Origin of the sequence: Streptomyces sp. CA-106110 (genome assembly GCF_050936285.1) — a bacterium.
Classification (GTDB): Bacteria; Actinomycetota; Actinomycetes; order Streptomycetales; family Streptomycetaceae; genus Streptomyces.
This window is the reverse complement of sequence record NZ_JBNJNB010000001.1, coordinates 12,292,005-12,308,731: the sequence shown is the minus strand read 5'-3', so window position 1 is coordinate 12,308,731 and position 16,727 is coordinate 12,292,005. Positions and strand designations below refer to the sequence as shown.

Below are 16,727 nucleotides of genomic sequence, written 5' to 3'. Positions count from 1 at the left end.
CGGGGGTAGCTGTGAGTGGTTCACCTGGCGTCTGGGCTCTTGGGGTAGGGCGTCACGGCCAGCGGGCCGAGCCGGATACTCTCCCGCTCGCGCCGGTTTCTCCCCAGCCGGAAGACATACCGGTGTTCTGTGGACATACGCTGTGTTGCCCCATGTCGTGTTGCGGCTGAGGGAGTCAAGTGGCTTACGAATGGCGGCTGTTCTGGGTTGGTGACGGGGGTCTTCCCGCAGGGGACCGACCCGTACCCGGCTGGGAGGACTTGGAGGAACGCGAGCGAGCGCTCGGGCTGCGCGACCGGCAGCCGATCCTCGTCTCGCCGGAAGGCCGGGTCGATCCTCGGCTGAGCGAGTGCCTGCGACGCTCAGCGTTCTCGGCCAAGGCGCAGGGCACGCAGATCACGTACGCCCCGCTCTACCGGCTGTTCTTCACCTTCCTGTGGCAGCGCGGACTGGACTGGAACGAGGCGTCGGAGGACGACGTCGAGGACTGGGAGGCCTGGCGTCGGCGAGGGGCGACGAACCCGACGCCGGTCGACGGCGGCACGTGGGCGAAGGAGCAGGCCGCGTTGAAGCTGCTGTACGGCATCGCGGCCAAGCGCGGCCTCGTGCCGGCGAACCCGGTCACGCTCGCCTCGCCGACGGACGTGAAGACCTCGGACGTGAAGTGGCTGTCGCCCCGGGCCTTTCGGCTGTGGCGCAACGTCGGGCTCGGCGGCATGCTGCCGAGCGGCCTGGAGGACGAAGCGTGGCGCGGCCGTTCCGCCGGCCGCGACACGGCGTACGCCGACCTGACGTACTCCAGCGGCCTGCGGCGCCGCGAGGGCGGCACCCTGCTGCTCTGCGAACTCCCGGCGCTCGGGCGGCGGAACTACTACCCGGGCAAGGTGGGCCAGGGTGTGGCCAAGCGGGCCGGCTACACCTTCTACGTCGGCCACCCGGCGCTCCAGCGCGTCGAGGGCTACCGGATGAGCACCCGCGCCCTGGCGGTGACCCGAGCTCGCCAGCGGGGCGCCTACGACCGGCTGCCCGACCTGCGCATCATCCAGACGGTCAGCCGGGCGGGCCGCGTGCGGTGGAGAAGCCGCGACGGTCGTACGGGCGAGAGCGCGCTCGGGAGGCTGACGGCCGCCGAGCGGATGCTGCTGTTCGTCGAGGGCGAGGACGGCCTGGAGCCGGCGATGCTGTGGCTGACCGAGAGCGGGCTGCCGCTGCGGTACACGAGCTGGACGAAGGTCTTCGAGCGGGCGAGCGACCGGTGCGCCGCATCGGGGCTCGAGGTCTTCGCGACGCCGAAGATGCTGCGGCACTCCATGGCCCTGCGGACACTGATCGCGCTGCACAACGCGCTGGATCGCCGGCTCGGGCTGACGCCGGCTGAGCGCCTGCACTACGAGGAGGTGTACGGGCAGGTCTGGCTGATGGTCAAGGACATGCTCGGGCACCGCAACGACCAGGTGACGCGGGATGTGTACCTGGAGCCGGTGCGCGGGCTGCAGTTGGAGTCGCTGCTCGGCGACGACGACAACCCCGTGAACGCGGAGAAGATCGCGGAGCTGGCGGCGCGCACGGGCCTGATCCTGGACGCGGCGTGAGCGGGCGGGGGCGCCGGGCGGCGCTGCCTCCGACGGACTACCGCAAGGCGCCGGTGCTGGACGCGGACGGCCTGGTCATCCGCCCGGTCAGCGGCGCCGGGAAGCCGCTGGGCGTGTGGGACTTCCGCGACAGCCCCGGCCCCGTCGACTTCCGGCGGGCGCTGGTGGCCGCGCTGGCCGCGCAAGGCCGGGGCTGGGGCAGCCAGGACACCTACCAGACGAACGCCGGCGCGCTGAAGCTGCTGTTCAAGGACGCCGCGGCGGCCGAGCCGCCCGTCGCCGCGACCGGGCAGATCACGGCGGAGTGGTGGAAGCAGTGGAGCGGCGACATCCACGTCCGCCGGGTCCTGGCCGCGGTCGTCCGGCGGGCGCCCGGGGTGCCGGAGGCGACCCGCGTGTTCCTCCAGACGCCGCGGCGCCGGCCACCGGCCCGGCGCGGGCGGCCGCGCAAGCAGGCCCACACCCGGGAGGAACTGCGCCGGATCCGGGACGCGGCCGCCGCGACGGTGCGCGCCGGGCGGCTGCGGATCGCGGCGAACACCGCGGTCCTCCAGCGGTGGCGGGCCGGGGCGATCGAACGCGGGGACGGCGACTGGCCCCTCGGGGAGGTGCTGGACGTGCTGGCCCGCACCGGGGACCTGCCGCGCTGCCCCAACAGCGCCGACCGCGCGGTGACCGCGTACGCGGAGCGCGCGTGCGGCTTCCAGGGCAACGCCGCCGCGCTGAGCCGGCTCTTTCCGACACCGGCGGAGATCGGGGCGGCGGCCGTGCTGCTGATCGTGCACGAGGCGTGGAACCAGTCGGTGCTCAAGAAGATGGACGTGCCCACCTGGTGGCCGAACGCCGACCGCGAGGACCCCACCGTGCACCAGGTCGACACGGACAAGGCCCGGCGCGGACGGCGCCGGCACGCGAGCAACACGCTCGTCGACCTCGGCGAGGGCTCCAGCGGCCGCGCCCTGCGGCACGTGCTGGAGCTGACCGCACAGGCCCGGACCACCCTGGAGGCGCTGGGCCGGCCCGCGACGAAGCTGCTGGTCGGCCACCGCGGCCTCGGCGGAGCTGAGAATCTCCGGGACCACGAGGTCGGCAAGGCCCTGGAGGGCGCGATCCGGCGCTGGCAGCAGCAGGCCCGCGCAGGCGGCGTCGACCTGCCCACCCGGGTGCACGCCCAGGCGCTGCGCCACAGCGCGCAGGCGCACCACGGCCGGGCCCGCAACAACACCCAGGACACCCACGAACGGGACTACCAGCTGAAGGACGAGGACGTCCGCGCCGCCTCGCGCGGCGCGGTGGAGCTCGGGCTGGCCCAGGCCCTGGCCTCCGCCCGGCAGACGGTCGCCATGCGCCTGATCGAGGAGGTCGACGCCACCGGCGAGGTGAGCGCCGAGCTCGTGGCCAAGGAGGCCGGGATCGACGTGGAGGTGGCGCGCCGGATCGTGGCCGGCCGGCTGCGCACCCCGGTCGCCTCGTGCGCGGACTTCCTCAACTCCGACCACAGCACGGCCGGGATGCCGTGCGCGGTGTCGTTCCTGCTGTGCTTCGCTTGCCGCAACGCGGTGGCCACCGGCCGCGACCTGCCCCGCATCGCCTATCTGCACCAGGCGCTGGAGTCCCTGCGCTCGGCCGTCACGTCGGCGGTGTGGGCCGCGGACTGGGCGACGCACCACGCGCGGATCGGCGACTTCCTCACCACCTACACCACCACCGACGCGCGGCCCCGACTGGTCGCCGCCGTCGCCGACAGCGAGCGGGATCTGATCCACGCGATGCTTGAGAGGAGGCTCGACCCGTGAACGCAACCTCGCCTCTCCGCGCCGGCCCGGAGGTCGTCGACCCAACCCCGGACGCCTTCGTCCTGCCGTTCAACCGGCTGCGGCCCGGCTTCGACCCCGAGCAGCTGCCGCGCTTCCGCGATCTGGCCTGGCGCCTGGCGCTGATCAGCCCCAGGGAGTCGAACCGCTCGCTGGTCATCGACTGGAGCCGCTGCCCCGCCGGGCTGCGCCCCGGCGTGATGCGCGCGGCCTTCGCCGAGCTGAACATCCCGACCCCGGCCGTGCTGCTCCAGCAGCGGGCCTCGCGCTCCACCACACAACCGGGCACCCTGCGCCACAACTTCCAGATCTGGATGCGCTTCGCCACCTGGCTCGACGGCCGCGGCATCACCGAACTCTCCCAGGTCACCACCGGCGACCTGGAGGCGTACGCCGAGCACCTGCGCCCGCTCGGCCGCCAGTGGCGCACCGACGCCAAGGCCCTGTGGGTGATCTCCCGGCTGTGGGCCTACGCCCCCTACCTGCCCGAGCACGACCGGCTGGTCATGCCGCCGTGGGAGGACCCGGCCGCAGTCATGTCCGACTTCCTCGGCACCAACGACGACACGCCCAACGGCGAGAACGCCGTCGCGATCGTGCACCCGGCCGTCATGGCCCCGCTGCTGGTGTGGGCGCTGCGCACGGTCCTGGATCTGTCCCCGGACATCCTGGCCGCCGCCCGCGAGCACCGCCGGCTGCTCGCCGCCATCCCCGACAGCGCCCCGCGCGGCGGCACCGAGACCGCGGTGGCCCACCTGCGCGGCCTGCTCGCGGCGGGGCGGCAGCTGCCCTCCAGCGGTGCGCCCGGCGCCACTGCCGTGCGCGCCCGCTTCGGCGGGCCGCTGCCGCCGATGGCCAACACCTTCCTGGCAGGCACCCTCGGCGTCACCACCTCCCAGGTCGCCCGCGCCCGCGGCATCCTCAACGACGAGCTCACCCCGGCCGACTTCGGCCCCGCCCCGCGCCTCGACGTGCCGCTCGCCGCCTGGATCGGCGCCGCCCCGTGGCGAGAGGCGATCGGCTTCGACGACATGGACGTGCTGATGCTCCACCTGTCCACCGCCGCCCTGATCTGCTGCGCCTACCTCTCCGGCATGCGGCCCGAGGAGGTCCTGGCCCTGCGCCGCGGCTGCTGTACCCGCGTGGAGCGCGACGACGGCACCGTACGGTTCGAGGTCCGCGGCCGGCACTTCAAGGGGGTTCTGGACGAGGACGGCAACGCGATCGGCGAAGGCGAAGTACGAGCGGACCCGTGGATCGTGCTGGAGCCCGTCGCGCGCGCCATCGCCGTCGTCGAGGAACTCGAAGACGGCGAGCAGCTGTTCACCCGCACTCTCTACCGGTACGCCAAGGGCACCTGCATGCCCCGCACCGGCCTGTCCTCCGATACGGCCGTGGAACGGATCCGCGCCTTCACCGCCTGGGCCAACCAGCTCGCCACGCGCCACGACCGGCCCCACGAGCTGATCCCGCCCGATCCCGACGGCGCCATCGCCCTGCGCCGCTTCCGCCGCACCGTCGCCTGGTTCATCTACCGCCAGCCCGGCGGCCGGATCGCGCTCGCGGTGCAGTACGGACACGCGGCCACCGCCATGTCGGAGTCCTACGCTGGCCGCTCCCAGGCCGACATGCTCGAGGTCCTGGACCAGGAGAAGGGCCTGGCCCTGGCCGAGACCCTCAACGAGGCCGGCGAACGCGTCGCCGCCGGCGAGAAGGTCAGTGGCCCGGCCGCCGACCGCTACCGCGCCGCGGCCGCCGAGTTCTCCGACCGCTACGCCGGGACCTACCTCGGCAAACGCGAACTGCGCGCGCTGGTCGCCAACCCCCGCCTCCAGGTCTACGAGGACCCGAAGGCGTTCCTGACCTGCAACCACGACGCGTTCACCGCGCTGTGCAACCCCGACCGCGACCGGGTGCGCGACGGCGGCCGCAGCACCCCCGACCACTCCCGCTGCCATCCGGCGTGCGCGAACATCAGCCGCACCGACAGCCAGATCACCGCCCTGCGGGCCGAGGTGGCGCGGATCGACGCGGACGCCGACGCCGGCCTCGACCCCTACCCCATCGCTACCCGCGAACAGCAGCGCAAGGACCACCTCACCGCCATCATCCGCCGCCACGACGCCCAGCAGCCGGCCCACACCGAACCCACGGAGCGACGATGAACACCCCCGCCGCGACCCCGACCGCACCGGGCCCGCGCGGCGGCGCAGCGCTGGCCCAGCTCGTCGGCGAGGCCCTCACCCGCGCCCAGGGTCACGCCGACACCGAGGGCGCCGCGGAGATCAGAGCCATCACCGACGCCATGGTGCGCCTGCTGATCGGTGCCCCGCTGCGCTCCGACGGAAAGCTGACCGTCGTCTCCCTGGCCATCGAAGCCGGCCTGCGCCGCAACAAGCTCACCCACAAGCACACCGGCCTCAAGGACCTGTTCTACGCCCTGGTCAAGGCCCGCACCCCCGTCCCCGAGGAGCTGCCCGATTCGGCGCGGGCCCGTGCGGCCAGGCAGCAGCAGGACCTGGCCCGCGTCCGTGCCGAACGCGACGATCTGCGCGGACAGGCGCAGCTCCTGGCCCGGATCGTCCACGTCCTGGAGATCGAGAACAGCAAGCTCAAGGAGACCAACGCGGCCTTGGAGCAGCAGGTGGCCGCCCAGTCCGCCGTTCCCGACCTCACCCGCCGGCGGCGCCGGCCCTGACCCGGCGTCAACGCCGAGCGGCGGCACCCGCCCGGGTGCCGCCGCTATCGCGTACGCAGTCCTAAAGAGCGAAGGCGCCGCCCTCGATGAGGAGTTCGGCATCATGAGGCACACCAGCAGCGCGGTGGCCAGCAGCACGACGACCTGCCTCCCCGCCGGGTCACCGCGCCCCCTTCACTGTCCATCCGCCCCTGAGTCTGGCCGCCACGCTGCAACCGTCCTGAGCCCGGCCGGCGGGGAGCTGAAGTTCCTGGCCGTGTTCGACACGGCCAAGAGCCCGGCCGCCTGCGGCCCGAACTCGCCCTCCCGTGGCTGCCGACTCACTAGCGCAGTCCCGCAGGGCTGCACCGGCGCGGAGCCGCGCAGATCCCCGCCCTCTACCGGGCGGCTCCCCCGTGCCCATAGCGCGCCGACCGCTCCGGCGGGCATGGGGACGTCCCGGAGGGTTGCGGATAGGCCCTGCTAATATCCGTACATTTAGCGGAAGTTGAGGTCTCCGTGGCGAAGTCCCCCGGCGTCGGTATACACCCTGATTTGCCCGACACCCTCGTCCATTTCACCGGCCGCCCCAGGGGCGCGTACGGGCCGCAGGCTCCGGCCTTTGCGGCGGGGACGGCTCAGGAGCGGATGGTGAGCATCCTCCTGGAGGGGAAGCTGCGAGGGGCGCAGGTGCCGGGCTCGGACCTTCCGGTGGTCTGCTTCAGCGAGCCGTCCGAGGAGGCCCGAAGGGTCATGCTTCGGACAGGGGTGAGCCAGCGAGGGCCGTACGAGCCCTGGGGTCTGGTGTTCGACCGCGAGGCGCTGCTCGAGATCGGCGTCCGCCCGGTGATGTACCTCTCCGGCGAGGAGATGGACCTCACGGGCGGCCTGCCCGACAAGTCTCGGAACCGTCGAGTCCGTTACGAGCCCGGCCACGCGGACTGGCTGCACGAGCGGGAGTGGCGGCTCTGCTTCACCGAGGAGACGGCCCGGTCGAACGGCGCCCACCTCGCCATCACCAGAGAGTTGACGATCGGCGTGATCGTGGGCGAGCAGGGCTGGCACCCGCCCACCCTCCAGTACCGCCGGAACCTCTCGCTCCCCGGGCTACCGCGAGGCGTGACCGCCTCCGCCCACACCACGATGCAGTTGTTCGCGGGCGCGGCGGACGGCCTCAGGCGCTGGTGGTGGAACGGAGAGGACTTGGTCGAGGACGGCGTCTTCGAGATCGGCGAGCAGATGCAGATCGCGGCGGCGTACGGCCAGGAGTACGCCGACAACTTCAGGTCGGCGCCGCGGACGTCGGCGCCGGACCTCCGGCGGGCCTAGAAGCGGCCCTCCTTGTCCAGGTTGATCAGCATGACGATCCACACGGCGGCGGCCCGCACCACGCCCAGTGCTTCAATCCGGGTCAGCTCCACGTCCTTCTGGCCGCCGCCATGGCGCACCCAAGGCATCGCGGAGCCGTAGTTGTGCAGCTGGTTGATCGCCTGCCACAGCGGGGTGCGCTCGCCTTCGGGGAACAGCCGGCGAAGCCCGGAGTTGATGTCTTTCTGCCCGGAGGCGATCTTGACGACGCCCTCCAGGGTGTTGACGGCCAACGCGACGGCCTGGCGGTCGTCCCCGGCCTTCTGGGCGGTCAGGGCTTTGGACCAGTTGCTCCGGGCGGCGGCGTACTTCCCGGTGAGCAGGGTCAGCGGGCGGACGGTGGCGTCCTGGACGTCCAGTTCCTCGGCCCCCTCGTCGTCCTCGAGGAAGGAGCCGTCGACCATAACGAGCGCGATTTCGGCCTCCTTAAGGATCTTGTTGACCCGCTCGTCGTAGGCCGACGATCCCCACATGCCGTTAGAGGTCAGGGCCTGCTCCAGCAGGTCGAAGACCTTGGGGTCCGGCAGCCGCTGCAGCTGCTCATTGATCCATTCGGGCAGGTCCCTGCCCCACAGGCCGGAGGGCACCGGGATGTCGAGCCAGGCTGCGAGGGTCGCAACCGCCTCCTCCTCCAGGGCGTGTACGACGTCCTGGAGTACTCGGCGCAGCCCGGGCGGGGCTACCTCACGTTCGTGACTCATCGTCAGTCCTTGTGCTCGTCGTGGTGCTTCGGCCTTCATTGTCGCCGAGCCGGCTGCCGGGTTCAGCCCGTTTCGTACGAGTGAACCGCTCCGGACGACGCCGGGCGGCGGGTGGCGTGCGTTCCCGGGCCCGGCGGAGCGGCCCAGGAGCGGCTGCCCTGCGGTCCCGGGGATCAGGTCGTCGGGTCGAGTGCGATGCGCTGCCCGTGCGCGTGGCTGAGCAGGTACAGCGCCGCCTGCAAGATGAGCGCGACGTGGTGCTTGGGCGGGGTGCCGGCCAGGCCGTGGAGGATGTCGTTGCGCACGTTCATCCCGCGGTCGGGGTCGACCAGGAGAAGTTCCAGCGCTCTGCTCCAGTCCGCCGGATACCCGGCCTCCGGCATGCTCTGCAGGAGCTTGCCCAGCAAGTCGACTCCACCGGGGCTCTGCCCCCGGGCCACGGAGACGACAGGAACCCGGGAGCGCAGGAGTTCCCGGAGGATCTGCTCGACCTGTGGCAGCGCGACGCACGCCGCGGCGTCGAGTTCCTCCAGCCAGTAGTAGAGGAAGGCCCGGGCGAGGGTTCGCGCACGGGGCTCGGGCAGCACCGTCTCGTGCACCAGAGCGGCGATCATCTCCAACTCGTCGGGACGGAAGCGCTCGTGGATGCGGTCGAGCTGAAGCGCGGTCAGCATCCCGAACTGCCCCAGGCCGCGGACCTGCATCGCCACGGCGAGGTCGTCGTCGGCCTCTACGGGCGGACGGACGAAGACCGGTCCGGCCGAGTTGACGCGCGAACGCGGGATCTGCAGCAGACCCTTGAACGGGCTGTCGGTCTCGGCCTCGATCTCGGCTTGCGCGCGCATCACGGGGTGGACGTCCGCCACGGTTGCCCACAGCGCGGTCAGCAGATCCGGGGCGGCATCGACCCGGGCCCGCTGCCCGGCGATCACCGCGCGCGGGATGGTGCCCTCGGTGCGGATGGAAGTCCACTCCAGCTTGGTCTGCTGCAGGGCCATCTCGGCACGTGCCCGTAGTTCGGGCAGGCCCCGCTTCCGCGCCTCGGTCGCCGCCCCCGTCAGGAAGTACAGGCGGCGGTGCCCGGCGTCGGCGGCCTCTGCGGCGTCCAGGAGGGTGTGGACCACAGCGGTGTCGATCTCCGTGTGGCGGCTCTGGGGCGCGTCTTTTCGCAGCACATCGAGGAGGCCGATCCGGGCGTCCACGTCGTGGGTGCAGAGGCTGCCCGCCTGCTCGGCAAGGTCCGCGACGTCGTACTCAAGGGTCTGCAGCGCCTGCAGGACGACCAGCAGGGCCCGCCCGTCGTCCTCGGCTCCAGCCAAGAGCAGCTCGGCGAGGGCGAGGGCGTCCGTGGTCGCGCGGTCACGAAGGTCGGGTTGCTTGAACTTGAGGGCCAGCTCCCCGGCCCTCTTCAGGCACAGGGCGGCCCGTGCCCACCCGTAGCTGTCCTGGGAAGCGGCCAGTAGAAGCTGCGCCCCATCGAGGTAGCCGGAGGCCGCGCCACGGACGCGGTCGGGCTTGCGGCCGTGGCCGGCATCGAGCAGCAGATGATGAAGGTGGCCGCGAAGGAGCGGATCACCCACGCAGTCCGCGTACAGGCTCCAGATCTCCAACTGGGCCGGCGTGGTGGGCGGAATCGGCGGAACCTCCCCCGCCTCCTTCCGGGCCTTCAGCACCTCAGACGGCCGGCGGCGCAAGGCCGCGACCAGCGCATCCCGCTGCTCAACGGCCATACTCGAACCGACGTCCATGGCCGCGAGGGAGAACGCGGCGGCTGCGTTGGAGACGGCGTCCTTCGCCGCCGCCATGAGCGCTGTCAGCACGCTCGGCTCGATCTGCGGCATGGGACCTCACTTTCGTCACCAGCAGTATCGGAGCAGCCGGGGTCCGAGCGCACCGATTTTCGTGCGCCCGGGCGGGAAGCCCACGGGTTCAGCGGCCGGGTCAGAACGGCCGCGGTGACCGGCACCCCGAACACGGCCACCCCGCGCAGTTACGCCTCGTCGGCGTCGATGTCGTACAGACCGAAGCGGAACCGCGCGGCGGAAGGAGCCGGAGTAATGGTGCTCGACCACGAAGGTCTTCGATTCCTTCTCCGGCAGCAGCTCGACCGCGTACCGCCGGGCGTCGAACCCAGGGCCCCGGCGTTTGCCGGTGATGTCCGGTTGATCATGTGATGCTGTAGAGGGCGAGGACGCGGTGGCGTTCGGTGTGGGCTCGGCGTCCGGCGGCTGTGTTGACGTAGCCCGCCAGGTGGAGTGCGCCGCGGATCAGGTCGCGGACGGCAGCCAGGACTGCGGGTGTGTTGTGGGTCCTGACCTGGGATTTGTCTTCGCCGAAGACGACATCACGAACCCAGTGGACGGTGTTCTCTACGGTCCAGTGTCCGCGAGCCCAGGCTGCGATCTCGGCCGCGTCGGCCTGTTCGGCGGGCAGGTCCGTGATCGCGTACACGGTCTGGCTGCTCCACTTCTTCGCCCCGTACAGGCGGCGTTTGCGCTGGATACGCAGGACCTGGCGGGCGTGCGGGAACAGTAGGCCGTCGACTGTGACGACCTGGACATGGCGTCGCTCAAGGCGGCCGTGGCCGCGGGAGTCGTCGCGGTGGATGACGGGCACCTCACTCCAGGGAAGGCGCTGGAGCTGACGGGCCAGGTTCCACTGGTTGTTCTTGATAGTCAGGAGGTAGTGGGCGCCGCGTTGGTGCAGGTAGTCGGCGTGAGTGCGTTGGGCGTGCAGGGCATCCACGGTGACGACCGCGTCGGCCAGGTCGGCGTCGTCGATCTGGTTCAGCAGCGGGGCGAATTCGGGGATTTCGTTGGTCTTCGCGCCGATCTCGCGCGAAGCCAGGGTGATGCCGTCGCCGTGGCGGACTGCTGACAGGACGAAGACCCGGCTGCCGTCGGCACGTCTGGCGCCGCGCAGGCACTTGCCGTCCACTGCGATCGCACGACGCCGCCGGGGTATCGGATCGGCCCGGGTGGCAGTCTGGTGGGCCCGGCGCTGTTCACGCTCCACGCCGCCGTCCGGCATCTGCGGCGCGGGCACCACCGGCCCGTCGGGCAGCAGGGGGTGCAGCCAGGCGTAGCCTGCCGCGCTGAGTTCGGCCGGATTCAGGCGCCCCAGAACACTGCGCAAGGTCTTCTCGCTCGGGACGCGGTAGCGGCCGAGCAGCGGATGGTAGGGCAGGTTGAAGGCGGCGAGTCCCTCAGGAGCGGCACGCTTGCACCATTCCGCCGCCGCGGTGATCGAGTCATGACCCGCCGGTGTTATTGCGCAGACCACCAGCGCCAGCAGCGAGGCGAGCCGGTAACGCACCCCACAGGCGCCCCGCGGATCGGTTACCGCCTCGAACTCGGCGACCAGACTGCGCACTTCGTCCCTCGTGCCACTCTCGGCAAGGGTTTCCAGGCGGGGTACAGGACAGGCGGGAGCAGGGATGGGGGATGATGGCGGAACGAACACGGCACCCTCGTGGATCTTGAAGCGTAGAGAACTCCATGATCCACAGGGGCCGTGTTCACCTGATTCCGGGGCTCACCGTCGGCATCAACTCGCCCAAGACCGGACGAGCCCGGCAAACGCCGGGGCCCTGAACTCGGGGTAGCTGCGCCTCGTGGAGGAGTGCCGCCGTCGGCCGTGCGTCCGGGGCTCCGCGACTCTAGCGAGCAAAATGGGCCCATGTCCAAGGCGATCCGCATCATGTCCGACCCCGCCGACGGCCCGGAGATTTGGGGCGTGGGCTGGCTCTCCGGTAAAGGCGCGGAGCTGCTGCGCCAGGCCGGCGACGACCACCTGACGCATGTGGCCGCGTGGCTGGAGCGGTACGGGGATCTCGGGGAGGACGGCCGGGGGCACTTGCTGGTGCCGGCGCTGTGGGCTGGTGTCGACGACCCGGACGACCAGGAATGGGTGGCCGGTGTCGTGTGGCTGGAGGAGGCGGCGGCCGTGCTCTCGACCTGGGCGGTGGAGTACCCGGGGAGCCGGCTCACGGAGCTGGCCGAGCTGGTGAATGTCGCGGCCGGGATGCGCCGGACGCCGTACATCTGGTGGTGAGCCGACGGCTGGGGGCTGGGGATTTGGCCTATCAAATGGACGGCCACTACACGAGCCGGGCCGTGACAGCGAAACAGTTGCCGGCGTCCATCTCGGTGAGCAGCTCCTTGCCGCGGACGTCGGGGCCGGCCTCGCGCTGGAGCACCAGGGCGCACCATCCGGCCTCGCGTACCAGCACGCCCCACAGCTCGGGTGTCGGCAGGCCGCTTTTGAACTGCGTCTCGCCCTGGTAGTCGATCCGGTAGGAGGTCGAGCTGGGCAGGGTGATGGTCCAGTCGGGGTGGGGCGTCTCAGGAATACCGTCGCTCGGCACGAGGTGGGTGAAGCCCGTCTCGGCCAGGGCCTGTTCGAGCGGTGTGCGCGGGTTGGGGATGCCGCCGCGGAGGTCGAGGGCGTGGATCTTGGGCCGCATGCCCAGCATGGGCAGGGGGCGGCCGTTAAGGGCTCGGACGCCGACGACTTTGACGTTCACTGCGGCGAGGAGTTCGAGCGCGCTCATGTGGGGAGCCTAGCGGCGGGGTGGGCTGGAGCCGTGGCCTCATGCGCCACGCGCCTGAATCCGGTGATCACTATCACTTAAACAGGGCACCGCCCAGCAGGGCGACGAAGGCGGTGATGATTGTGGCAGCCCCAGCGATTACAGACGCGAGGACGGAGTCGCCCCCTCGTGACGGCTGAAGCGTCGGAGGGTTCCTGCGCTCAACCTTGCAGTTGGTGGCGGACACTCGGACATCAATCTCGGGTTCATTCGGCACTACTGATTGCTGCTCGCCGGCGTCGACCAGGATGACGTACTGAAGTGTCTGTCCCTTGTGGAGGGGCGTGCTGGTGTCCAGCGCGACATGGTCGGGGTGCTGTGTGGCGTGGAGGACGCGTCGGACCGTCGGCACCGAAGTCTCACGTAGGACGCTGACCACAGTGCCGCCGGTCAACACGATCTCGATCGGCGTGCCGAGGAAGTGCGCGGGTTCGAAATCCTTGTTGCCGACGTTGCTGACCTCGACCTCGACGATCTGGGGGTGGCTGAGCGCGGTCCCGGTGAAGGTGACGGTGATGCCGCTTGTCTGAGCGGCTGCGCGGCCTACAAGGGGGCTCACGCGGGCCGACCAGCGAATCTTTCGGCGTGGCCAGGCGGTTCGGCAGGTGACCCAGATGGCCAGGAGCCCCACAGGGACCGCGGCCCAGGCCGCCACAGCTCCGGTCGCCGCCCAGAAGTTCTCACTCGGCCCGTCGGCCAACATGCGTATCACGATCGGCAGTTATACCCTGTCCCAGCCGCGGTCGAAGCCTTGTTCATGTGGAGAAATGGCTACTTCCGGCTTCCGGCGGTGAGTAACTCGGAGGTGCTGGACGCTGGCTGGCGTCTGGTCACATCGTGGGGTGCATGAGCGACGCACCAGCAGTGGACTACGAGCCCAACCCTCTCGGTACCCGGTGGCCGCCGTGCCCGGTGTGCGGCGCATGGCCGACGGTGACGGCGTACCCTCACCCCACGAGGGATGGGGGCGGTATGGGTTTCTTGAGTCGCTGGAGGAGCCGTCGAGCGCAGGTGACGGACTCTGAGGAAGCGATGTGGGCGGCGTACCAGGCGGGCCACGCGGAGCATCACCGCGAGTGGAACACAGCACCTGCAGTGGCCTACTTCATCGACGGCCGCGAACCGCTTGTCGGCACGCTGAAGCGCCAGACGGCGACTCGTCTGCTGTTCGAGTCGCCAACCCACACAGAGATGATCTTTCGAAGGAATCTGACGGCGCTTGACTACGGCGACCGTCCCGGAGAGTTCCGCTTCACCGTCGAAGGTCGGGCGCTGGAGGCGATCGTATTCACACCGGCCCGTGAACTGGGCTGGATTTACTGGGCGGCTGGGAGGTAGCCCTCTCCGCTGTGAGGCCGCCGGTTAGGTGGTCTCATGCCACGCGCTATTGTGCACGCCCCCGGTCACGACCGTAACTGCTCTCTAGCCCTTCAGTTGTAGATCATGGTCCTTGTGGTACTTCTGACGTCGCGTGAGATGCGGACCGATCCATGCGTCGTCGTGCGCGGGTGCGGCGGTGGCAGGCGCGGGCGACGGTCTGGTGCAGGCGGCGGTAGGCGGACCAGGCCAGGCCGTGCCGGATACGCTCGGCCCGGTCGGGTTGCGGGGCGAGCAGGATGATCAGGCGTTGGATCTCGAAGGCCGTGAAGCGGACGGGGGCCGGGGTGTGGGTGGGGTCATCGTGGTCCCCCTCTCTGGTCGCCGGTCAGTGTGGGCTGGTCTTGGCCGAAGCGGGTGGAGGCCAGTGGGCCCTGTTCCCGGGCGGCTTGGGCGTCGCAGCCGGCCAGGAAGGCGGCGGCGAGCTGGGCGAGGGTGATGTGCCGGTACCAGCCGTGGTAGGAGCGGACCTCGTAGTCGGCCAGTCCGCAGGCGGATTTCGCCAGCTTGATCGCTTCTTCCACCCGCCAGCGTGCTCCCGGGACCAGCACCAGGTCTTCCATCGCTGTCCCGGGTGGTCCCCAGCCCAGGTAGTAGTCGCGCTTGGCTGGTTCCTCGGGGCGGCGGCGCGCGATGATCCATCGTGCCCAGGCCTCGTCGCCGACCGGCTCGCCCGGGTCGATGATCCGGCGTGCCCACCACTGCCAGACGCGGGTGTCCAGCTGGGAGGGCCCGGCTGGTAGCTGAACCCAGTCCTCCTCCTGGGCGACGCGCTCCACCAGCCGTCCCGCATGCCGCCATCCCGGGCGTGCCAGTACCGGCGTGTTCGCCTGGACCGCTACCACGTAGGGCAAGTGATGTTCCTCGAGGAAGGAGCGGAAGGCCTTCTCCCGCCCGTAGACCTCGTCCGCCGCTACCCACACCGCTCCTTCGCCCTGGGGCAGGTCGGGCAGCGCCCGCTCGATCATCGCCTCTGCCAGCCGCGGCTTGGTCATGAAAGCGCGGTCCTCGGGCACGTGCGCGGCCCGGCAGCGCGCCGGGTCGCCTGTCCACTCCTTCGGCAGGTACAACTCTCGGTCGATCAACGCCTGACCGGCCCCGGTCGCCCACGCGGCCATCACCCCGACCTGGCAGGGGAAGACACCCCCGAGCGCCCCGGAATACTGCCTGGCCACCCCGGCCGAGGCCGTGCCGCGCTTGGCGAACCCGGTCTCGTCCACCACCAGCACTCCCGCCCCGCCCGGCCCCGCGCCCTCCCCATCATCCGCCAGCGCCGCGACCACGTGACGCCGCGTGAAGTCCCGCATCCCCTCCACGTCCCAACGCGCACGGTCCAGCAGATGCTGCTGGTTCCACGGCGCACCGTCGCCGGCGTACTCCGCCAACTGCCAGCCGTTCTTCCGCGAGACCGGCCCCAACAAGCCCCGCACACACGCCGCAACCCGACACCGCACGTCCACCCGGGGGAAGAACCGGCCGACCTCCAGCAGCAGGTCGTCCAACTGCCCGGCCCACTCCTCCGCCCACTCCCGGTCCGACACCGCGCCCACAACGTCCAGCAACTCGACCTGCATACACGCCAGTTACCCGCCCTACGAGATCGACGAACTACGACCCCGACCATGATCTACAGCTGAAGGGTCTAGTACTCCAGCCGTAGATCGTGATCTTCAGAGTGGGTTCAAGTCTGAGGCACCGATTGCAGTGGCTGAGGCGGGTCAGTGGTGAGGAAGGTGCGGATGGTCTCGGCGATGGTGGGCCAGTCGTGTCCGAACCAGATGAAGTGGCTGTCGGCCTGGCTTTCGACGAGTTCGGCGTGGGCGATGACTGCGGCAAGGGACTGGGCGTGGGCGAACGGCACGGCTCCGTCCTTGCGGGTGGCGATCACGAGGGTGGGCTGGCCGACTTCGGTGGTGACGTCGGGTGCGGGCTGGAGGTCGTTGATGAACCCGCTTCCCGACCGCATCCGAGAGAACAGCGCAACCAACGTCGCCCGGTCCTGGGCGCGCAGGGCAGCAACGACGTCCCGGACCGGCAGCGTGGACAGATCGCGCAGTAGCAGCCGCAGGCACGTCTCGGGCGCGAGGCGCATGAGCCCGCGCATCGCGCCCCAGGTGGCTTGCTCCGTGGCGGCGGCGAATACCACGTGTGCGCCGATGCGGGTACTGCGATCGGGCCAGGCAAGCCACCCGACGGCGCTTTGAAGAATCAGCCGTTCCACCAGGTCGGGATGGCGCGCCGCCATCGTTGCCGCGGTTGGTCCTCCCCCGGAGATCCCCACGACGGCGGCGACCTTGGCAATACCAAGGTGCTCGCACAGCGCCCTGGTGACGTCGGCGAACCCGCTCACCGAAGTTCCGGTCGACAATGGCGTGCGACCGTAGCCGGGACGCGATGGCGCCAGCACCGTGTAGCCCGACTCAGCGAACACTTCCTCACCCAACACAAGACTGGCCCGCATGTGCCCGCCGTGTAGTACCACCACCACGGGGCCGCCTCGCTGTTCCAGCCGGTACTCGACCGGGCCCTGGTCCAGCCGGACGACCATCGTGGACCGTTCCGCCTCAGTCATCGCGGCCATCCTTTCTGATTCCTCCGGGCTGATGA

14 protein-coding genes are annotated in these 16,727 nt (G+C 70.7%); 7 read left to right on the top strand and 7 right to left on the bottom strand.

Annotated elements, in window-relative coordinates; translation table 11 throughout:
• Positions 1-179 precede the first annotated feature (179 nt).
• From ACQEXA_RS57055 to ACQEXA_RS57035, 5 genes are all read left to right on the top strand, one after another.
• Complete coding sequence (locus tag ACQEXA_RS57055; RefSeq protein WP_433134296.1) at positions 180-1,592, top strand: site-specific integrase; 1,413 nt, start codon at positions 180-182, stop codon at positions 1,590-1,592.
• The gene (locus tag ACQEXA_RS57050; protein ID WP_433134294.1) at positions 1,589-3,388 is read left to right on the top strand and encodes a hypothetical protein; all 1,800 of its coding nucleotides are present in this window, start codon (positions 1,589-1,591) and stop codon (positions 3,386-3,388) included. The genes ACQEXA_RS57055 and ACQEXA_RS57050 overlap by 4 nt, the downstream gene beginning before the upstream one ends.
• Entirely contained in the window at positions 3,385-5,571 is a 2,187-nt protein-coding gene (locus tag ACQEXA_RS57045) for a hypothetical protein (RefSeq protein ID WP_433134292.1), read from the top strand. Before ACQEXA_RS57050 ends, ACQEXA_RS57045 begins: the two co-directional genes overlap by 4 nt.
• Positions 5,568-6,104, top strand: coding sequence for a hypothetical protein (locus tag ACQEXA_RS57040; protein WP_433134290.1), 537 nt, complete (start codon positions 5,568-5,570; stop codon positions 6,102-6,104). Before ACQEXA_RS57045 ends, ACQEXA_RS57040 begins: the two co-directional genes overlap by 4 nt.
• Before the next feature lie 534 nt (positions 6,105-6,638).
• Positions 6,639-7,412: a hypothetical protein gene (locus tag ACQEXA_RS57035; protein ID WP_433134289.1), complete on the top strand. Its 774-nt coding sequence runs from the start codon at positions 6,639-6,641 to the stop codon at positions 7,410-7,412.
• Here the strand turns inward: ACQEXA_RS57035 and ACQEXA_RS57030 are convergent.
• The 3 genes from ACQEXA_RS57030 to ACQEXA_RS57020 form a co-directional block, all read right to left on the bottom strand.
• Positions 7,409-8,152: a hypothetical protein gene (locus tag ACQEXA_RS57030; protein ID WP_433134287.1), complete on the bottom strand. Its 744-nt coding sequence runs from the start codon at positions 8,150-8,152 to the stop codon at positions 7,409-7,411. The genes ACQEXA_RS57035 and ACQEXA_RS57030 overlap by 4 nt on opposite strands.
• Positions 8,153-8,325: 173 nt before the next feature.
• On the bottom strand, positions 8,326-9,993 hold the full coding sequence (locus ACQEXA_RS57025) for a hypothetical protein (RefSeq protein WP_433134285.1): 1,668 nt from the start codon (positions 9,991-9,993) through the stop codon (positions 8,326-8,328).
• Positions 9,994-10,318: 325 nt separating this feature from the next.
• Positions 10,319-11,614: an ISAs1 family transposase gene (locus tag ACQEXA_RS57020; protein ID WP_433134283.1), complete on the bottom strand. Its 1,296-nt coding sequence runs from the start codon at positions 11,612-11,614 to the stop codon at positions 10,319-10,321.
• A gap of 216 nt (positions 11,615-11,830) precedes the next feature.
• On the opposite strand from ACQEXA_RS57020, the gene ACQEXA_RS57015 reads away from it, so the two are divergent.
• Entirely contained in the window at positions 11,831-12,205 is a 375-nt protein-coding gene (locus tag ACQEXA_RS57015; protein ID WP_433134281.1) for a hypothetical protein, read from the top strand.
• Positions 12,206-12,251: 46 nt separating this feature from the next.
• Here ACQEXA_RS57015 and ACQEXA_RS57010 read toward each other — a convergent pair whose 3' ends face one another.
• Together ACQEXA_RS57010 and ACQEXA_RS57005 are read right to left on the bottom strand one after the other, a co-directional pair.
• Complete coding sequence (locus ACQEXA_RS57010; protein ID WP_433134279.1) at positions 12,252-12,704, bottom strand: hypothetical protein; 453 nt, start codon at positions 12,702-12,704, stop codon at positions 12,252-12,254.
• 73 nt (positions 12,705-12,777) lie between these two features.
• On the bottom strand, positions 12,778-13,302 hold the full coding sequence (locus ACQEXA_RS57005; protein WP_433134277.1) for a hypothetical protein: 525 nt from the start codon (positions 13,300-13,302) through the stop codon (positions 12,778-12,780).
• A 452-nt stretch (positions 13,303-13,754) separates the two neighbouring features.
• On the opposite strand from ACQEXA_RS57005, the gene ACQEXA_RS57000 reads away from it, so the two are divergent.
• Complete coding sequence (locus tag ACQEXA_RS57000; protein WP_433134275.1) at positions 13,755-14,081, top strand: hypothetical protein; 327 nt, start codon at positions 13,755-13,757, stop codon at positions 14,079-14,081.
• 338 nt (positions 14,082-14,419) lie between these two features.
• Here the strand turns inward: ACQEXA_RS57000 and ACQEXA_RS56995 are convergent, their stop codons facing one another.
• Both ACQEXA_RS56995 and ACQEXA_RS56990 read right to left on the bottom strand, forming a co-directional pair.
• Entirely contained in the window at positions 14,420-15,694 is a 1,275-nt protein-coding gene (locus tag ACQEXA_RS56995; protein ID WP_433134273.1) for an IS701 family transposase, read from the bottom strand.
• Positions 15,695-15,801: 107 nt separating this feature from the next.
• A complete protein-coding gene (locus ACQEXA_RS56990; RefSeq protein ID WP_433134271.1) occupies positions 15,802-16,692 on the bottom strand; it encodes an alpha/beta fold hydrolase in 891 nt (296 codons plus the stop codon).
• Between the last annotated feature and the right edge of the window lie 35 nt (positions 16,693-16,727).

Bases quoted from the DNA above. Each gene is read 5' to 3' on its own strand.
- ACQEXA_RS57040 (WP_433134290.1), top strand. From the start codon at position 5,568: ATGAACACCCCCGCCGCGACCCCGACCGCACCGGGCCCGCGCGGCGGC.
- ACQEXA_RS57030 (WP_433134287.1), bottom strand. From the start codon at position 8,152: ATGAGTCACGAACGTGAGGTAGCCCCGCCCGGGCTGCGCCGAGTACTC.
- ACQEXA_RS57025 (WP_433134285.1), bottom strand. From the start codon at position 9,993: ATGCCGCAGATCGAGCCGAGCGTGCTGACAGCGCTCATGGCGGCGGCG.
- ACQEXA_RS57015 (WP_433134281.1), top strand. From the start codon at position 11,831: ATGTCCAAGGCGATCCGCATCATGTCCGACCCCGCCGACGGCCCGGAG.
- ACQEXA_RS57010 (WP_433134279.1), bottom strand. From the start codon at position 12,704: ATGAGCGCGCTCGAACTCCTCGCCGCAGTGAACGTCAAAGTCGTCGGC.
- ACQEXA_RS56995 (WP_433134273.1), bottom strand. From the start codon at position 15,694: ATGCAGGTCGAGTTGCTGGACGTTGTGGGCGCGGTGTCGGACCGGGAG.
- ACQEXA_RS56990 (WP_433134271.1), bottom strand. From the start codon at position 16,692: ATGACTGAGGCGGAACGGTCCACGATGGTCGTCCGGCTGGACCAGGGC.